Origin of the sequence: Candidatus Accumulibacter vicinus, from assembly GCF_000584955.1 — a bacterium.
GTDB classification, from domain to species: Bacteria; Pseudomonadota; Gammaproteobacteria; order Burkholderiales; family Rhodocyclaceae; genus Accumulibacter; species Accumulibacter vicinus.
Map to the genome: position 1 here is coordinate 2,646 of NZ_JDSS02000010.1, position 5,147 is coordinate 7,792.

Annotated in this window: 9 protein-coding genes; 5 read left to right on the plus strand and 4 right to left on the minus strand. The window is 57.7% G+C overall.

Annotation, left to right across the window (positions count from 1 at the left end):
- Positions 1-17: 17 nt before the first annotated feature.
- The 4 genes from CAPSK01_RS02710 to CAPSK01_RS21605 all read right to left on the minus strand — a co-directional run bounded on the left by CAPSK01_RS02710 (position 18) and on the right by CAPSK01_RS21605 (position 1,352).
- Positions 18-302, minus strand: a complete 285-nt coding sequence (locus CAPSK01_RS02710) for a hypothetical protein (protein ID WP_034922162.1) — start codon at positions 300-302, stop codon at positions 18-20.
- A 2-nt stretch (positions 303-304) separates the two neighbouring features.
- A complete protein-coding gene (locus CAPSK01_RS02715; protein ID WP_034922164.1) occupies positions 305-517 on the minus strand; it encodes a hypothetical protein in 213 nt (70 codons plus the stop codon).
- A gap of 4 nt (positions 518-521) precedes the next feature.
- Positions 522-815 (minus strand): hypothetical protein, encoded by a 294-nt coding sequence (locus CAPSK01_RS02720; protein ID WP_034922166.1) that lies wholly within the window; start codon positions 813-815, stop codon positions 522-524.
- Positions 816-1,166: 351 nt separating this feature from the next.
- Positions 1,167-1,352 carry a YdaS family helix-turn-helix protein gene (locus CAPSK01_RS21605; RefSeq protein ID WP_273702976.1) on the minus strand — a complete coding sequence of 62 codons (186 nt, stop codon included), beginning with the start codon at positions 1,350-1,352 and terminating at the stop codon, positions 1,167-1,169.
- Here CAPSK01_RS21605 and CAPSK01_RS02730 point away from each other — a divergent pair.
- The 5 genes from CAPSK01_RS02730 to CAPSK01_RS21610 all read left to right on the plus strand — a co-directional run bounded on the left by CAPSK01_RS02730 (position 1,260) and on the right by CAPSK01_RS21610 (position 5,015).
- Positions 1,260-1,481, plus strand: coding sequence for a hypothetical protein (locus CAPSK01_RS02730; RefSeq protein ID WP_273702977.1), 222 nt, complete (start codon positions 1,260-1,262; stop codon positions 1,479-1,481). The genes CAPSK01_RS21605 and CAPSK01_RS02730 overlap by 93 nt on opposite strands.
- Positions 1,482-1,498: 17 nt before the next feature.
- Positions 1,499-2,140, plus strand: coding sequence for a S24 family peptidase (locus tag CAPSK01_RS02735; protein ID WP_273702974.1), 642 nt, complete (start codon positions 1,499-1,501; stop codon positions 2,138-2,140).
- 128 nt (positions 2,141-2,268) lie between these two features.
- Positions 2,269-2,553 (plus strand): type II toxin-antitoxin system HigB family toxin, encoded by a 285-nt coding sequence (locus CAPSK01_RS02740; protein WP_034922177.1) that lies wholly within the window; start codon positions 2,269-2,271, stop codon positions 2,551-2,553.
- A 40-nt stretch (positions 2,554-2,593) separates the two neighbouring features.
- A complete protein-coding gene (locus tag CAPSK01_RS02745; RefSeq protein ID WP_034922182.1) occupies positions 2,594-3,835 on the plus strand; it encodes an ImmA/IrrE family metallo-endopeptidase in 1,242 nt (413 codons plus the stop codon).
- Between the two features lie 1,027 nt (positions 3,836-4,862).
- Positions 4,863-5,015 (plus strand): hypothetical protein, encoded by a 153-nt coding sequence (locus CAPSK01_RS21610; protein ID WP_273702975.1) that lies wholly within the window; start codon positions 4,863-4,865, stop codon positions 5,013-5,015.
- The last annotated feature ends 132 nt before the right edge of the window (positions 5,016-5,147 follow it).

Below are 5,147 nucleotides of genomic sequence, written 5' to 3' on the forward strand. Positions count from 1 at the left end.
TGCAATTAATCAACGACTTACCTCAAGGGCTCCGGGAAGGTCCGTCTGATATCGTCGAACACCACGCTCTCGTAGGTGCCGATCTGGCGGACGGCTTTGTCGACCTTGGCCCAGGCCATCAGCGCCCGGTCCAGCGTCCTGCCGCCGAGCATGCGCACGATGTCGGCGGGCTTCGGCAGGAACTGCCCGGTGTCCGGGTTCATCAGGTGCCGACGCCGCTTGGGCTGCTGCGGCGCGTCGAACAGCGCCGGCTGGACGCTCAGCTTTGAGGCGTAGTCAGTCCATTTCTTGCGGGCGCCCATGGTCAATCCGGAACCGAGCGGAATTCGCCGGGCTGATGATCCATCACCGCGGCGTATGTCTCGCAGTAGTCGCGAACGGCCCGCATCGCCATCAGCGCCGGCGTGATCGCGACAACGACCGCCGCGGTGAGAACTGCGACCGGGGCGCGGGCGATGCGGGCCGCGTGATACTCGGCGGCGCGCGGGTTGCTGTCGATCAAGTAGCGATCGGGCATTTCGTCAGGCCTCGGTGGAAGTGAATGAGTTGCAACGCCTGAACGCGGGCCTCGTGAACTCCACACCGATCTTGCTGCGCATCGCCAGGACCGTCATATCCAGCGCCGTGATCGCGTTATTTCGTGCCTTGGTGGCAATTCTTACCACCTGCTCGTTGTGAGCATCGGTCGCTTCATGAAGACGACGTTTGGCGAGAGCGATTTCGCCGGCCAGCGCTTTCAGTTCTTTCTGCGCGTCGTCAGGCAGCGGGTGCTGGAGCGCAATGAAGGTTATCTCATGGCCGGTGTGGGTCTGCATGCGGAATTTCTCGTTTCATTTCGTGGGTCTTACTGGACCTGTAATGACATTGTCCTTGGCACGACGGGCGCGTTACTGTGCTCAGCGAGATACCACCGGGCATACCTCCTGATGGCGATTCGCGCTGCCTCGGAAATAGTCGATATGTCCTCAAACTGCTGGAGCATGGTCAGTCCCATGTATTCGTCATCATCCAACTGCGTCTTGACGATGTTGTTCCTGCCGGAAGGTTTGCGTCCTCGTGTGGCCATTACACATGCATCGGCCAGGACTGCGCGGGCAGTGCGACCAAGACGCCAAGAACGGCGCCAATGGCCGGCTGAACCATGCACGACAGGGGATGGATGGGGCTCATGCGGAGGCCTCGACACTTTGCAAATTTGGCGCGACCAACTCTGGCCAGATCAGCCAGTAGTCATCCGGACGAAGATCCTGGCGGCTGACTTGCCCATTCGTGGCAAGCTCAATGGCAACGCACCGTTCCAGAGGGACGGGGCGATGACCGCTGATCCACTGGTTGACGGCGGCAGGAGACACGCCGATCCGGTGGGCAAGGATTGCCTGAGAGCCAACAAGTTTGCAGGCGAGCGCTATTTGGTTCATACCAAAACATTAGCCTCGCTAAACAGCAAAGTCAATAGCCAAGCTATCTATAGCATCGCTTAATATTAGCCATGGACAGAATGACCAAACTCCGCGCCCTCATCCAGTCGAGATTCGGCGGCAACCAAGCAGCTTTCGCCGCAGCGATCAAGAGGTCACCGGCACAGGTGAACCAATGGCTGAGCGGACACAGGGCTATTGGTGATGCAGGGGCAAGAATCATCGAATTGGCATTGGACCTTCCCCCTGGTTACTTCGACATGGCAGACACGACAAGCCGATTCACACGCAAAGGCCTTTCTAACGTCGAGCCAGGCCCGCCCATTCACGGTTGCGTGCCTCTCATATCTTGGGTGCAGGCCGGCACCTGGTGCGGAATCGTGGACAACTTCGCGCCTGGAGACGCCGAAGAATGGCTGCCGTGTCCGCGGAAGTTCGGCCCGCACACCTTCGCGCTACGCGTCCGAGGCCTGTCCATGGAGCCTCGATATCAGGCTGGCGACATCATCTTTGTCGATCCTGATGCCCGCGCAGATCACGGCAAACATGTTGTCGTTCGACTCGACGACGAACAAGAGGCGACGTTCAAGCAACTGGTGGTCGAGGGCGGCCAGCGGTTCCTGCGCGCGCTCAACCCCGACTGGCCCGGACCGAAACTGATCCCGATCGACGGCAACGCGACGATCTGCGGCGTCGTTATCGGGAAGTGGGTGCCTGAGTGAGTCGAGGCGCCAGCACAGTGTGCTTACCTTGCCAGAAAAGTACAGTGTTCCCAATATGGGAACACTGTTGACACATATAATCTGGGAAACTACAATCTATCCTATCATGGGAAGCACGAAAAAGCTCTATGCAACTGCTCGGCATCATCAAGCTCGACGCTTTCAAGCGACAGCACGCGGACTCACGGGGGGCTTTGAACGCTTGGCAGACGGATGTCGAGAGAGCACATTGGGCTGGTCCGCAGGATGTTAAAAACCGCTATCCCAGCGCCAGCCTGCTGGATGACAACCGGGTGATCTTCAACATCAGGGGCAACACATACAGATTGGTGGTGAAAGTCAGATATCAGAATGAAATCGTCTTGATTGAATGGGTTGGCACTCACGCCGAGTATGACAGACAGAGTTTTTGAAAGAGGCGCCGGTGACCATGGGAAAGGAAAGGAGCTGAAGATGAATCAGCAGGTACGAGTTATCAAGACGCAGCGTGATTACGATGCTGCGATCGCTCGTCTATCAGCTTTGATGGACGAGGATATCGCATCAGGTTCGAGCAAGGAGGCAGAACTTGAGTTGTTGGCGGTGGTGATTGAGTCCTATGAGCGCGGAAAGGTGGCCCCTGTCTCTGCGGACCCCATCGATGCCATTCTGTTTCGCATGGACCAAATGGGTCTGAGCAACAAGGATTTGCTTCCGTATTTCGGTTCTCTTTCCAAGGTTTCCGAGGTATTGGCGCGCAAGCGCCCGCTAAGCCTTGCCATGATGCGAAGTGTTCACAGGCACCTTGATATCCCCGCTGACATTCTCCTCGAGGGATCAGCCGAGGGCGACGTCGACCTTTCCGAAGAGCCACACTACGACTATCGGCGGTTTCCCTGGCAAGAGATGTTGGCCCGAGGTTACTTCGACGGCTTTACCGGCGACGTCAGACAAGCAATAGAAAAGGGTGAAGAACTGATTCGCCGGTTCATGCGGGGATTTGGCGTCGGAGCGCCCCCGCTAGCACTTCTTCGGTCGCCCCTATATCAAAGCGGCGCGCGGGTGATGGACGAGTATGCCTTGCTCGTTTGGCGGGTTGCCGTCCTGAAAAAGGCACGCCACCAAAAGCTGGCCACTCGTTACCGGAAGGGCGCTATCACCGAGGAGTGGTTACGCGACTTGGTGAAGCTTTCTCGCTTTGAAGAAGGGCCACGCTTAGCAGTGGAATTCCTCGCCAACATCGGTATCATCCTGGTCGTCGAAGAGCACTTTAAGAAAACCTACCTCGATGGAGCGGCAATGCTGAACGGGGATATGCCTGTGATTGCGCTGACGCTCCGCCACGACCGCGTGGATAACTTCTGGTTTGCCCTGCTCCATGAACTTATCCACGTGCAGAAGCACCTTGCTCCTTCGCACCTATTCATCGCCGACAACCTCGACGACAAGAACCGATCAAGCCAGGAAGAACGCGAGGCGGACGAAGGCGCTACCGAGGCATTGATCCCTGCTGCAGAGTGGGATAGATCGGATGTAAAGCGCGTTCCGTCAGCGAAGAACGCAAGCGCCTTGGCTGATAAGCTGCGCATTCATCCCGCGATCGTTGCGGGACGCGTTCGCCACGAGACAGGGAACTGGCGGTTACTACCCCACAGCCAAGGGGGGATCCGGAAATATTTCAACGATCAACTGGGGAGAGGTGCCACGCTGTCCTGATCGAGAGCAATCAAGCAAAGTTCAAACGCACTCAGAAAAAAAGGTCCGCGAAGCGCTACCAACACTTCGGGACCTTCGGTGAGGTGCATAGGGGGCAACCGAACCGCCCTGCACATCAGTCTTCAGCAGACGGCGAATCTTACCAGTTCGCAATGTGTAGGCACAAGCCAAGACCCCCCCTCAATCTTCATGAGGAATTGGCCATGGCCTATATCCGTTGGAGGAGCGTGTTCGTGCGCGCATACACCCGTTTCCGTTTCGGACGGCGGGAGTCAGTATGCCAACACTGGCGCTCGCACCCTGGTCAGATGCAGCTCTTTATCTGACCAGGGTGCGGGGACGAGAAAACAAGGCGTCCCCGCAGTTTCGTGGTTCGCGAACTACATCGTCAGATTGTAGCCTCGCCGTCAAAGCCCGCCCCGAGCGGGCTTTTTTCGCCTGACGTGAGACAGCTCGGGCACTAACCACCGCATTGAACGAACCCACGACCGCCCCCGAGGCGGTTTTCTTTTTCCTGCAGAACGGCGTCCGTCTGCGGATTGGTCGGCCGGCTCGCGGCGGCGCGTTTAGCTTGGCTAATTTACTTGCACCAATAACTTTAGCTAGGCTATTGACAAAAGAATTTAGCAAGGCTAAAGTTTGGCGCGTCAAGCAACAGGTAACTGGTTGATCCCGAAAGCCGCTTCAAGCGCACCGGGTTGTTTGCCGATAGCCACCTGCGAACCGAGGACAGCAACCAGGTCGAGGGATGGGTAGGAACATCGCTAGCAACGAACCGGGAGGCGGCTCTCGAGATCAACCGGCAATGGGCAACGAAACACAGTACGGGGAGAGAGCGAGATGGACTGGGTTGAGATTGTGGTGCTTCTGGTCGCGGTGGTGGCCCTGCCGGTCATCGCAGCGCAAGTCATCGGATTTGGGCAAGAAACAGAGGACGACGATGAATACTTCTGACAAGCCGTATTCGGCGGATTCATACCCACCAGCCGGTCTGATGCAACTCGTCAGAAAGAGCGGAGGGGCAAGCATGAAAACCCTGTGGGCCTTCATTTTCCTGCTGGCTGCATTCGGCCTCGTCGGCCGGATCGACTTCGAAACGGCTCTGGACATGGACGCATTTCGGCAAGAGTACGTCCGGCAGTTCAACACGCACCGGGCATTGGTGGAGGACGTACGATGAATTCGCCGGCATGGGCTGCCATCGAAGCGAGGATGACGGCTAACCGCAAAAGTCAGCGGCGCCGGCACGGCGTCCGCTGGACTGACGGGTTGGACGAAGCCGCTACGCGGAGGAAACGGCGGCGCTGTCGTG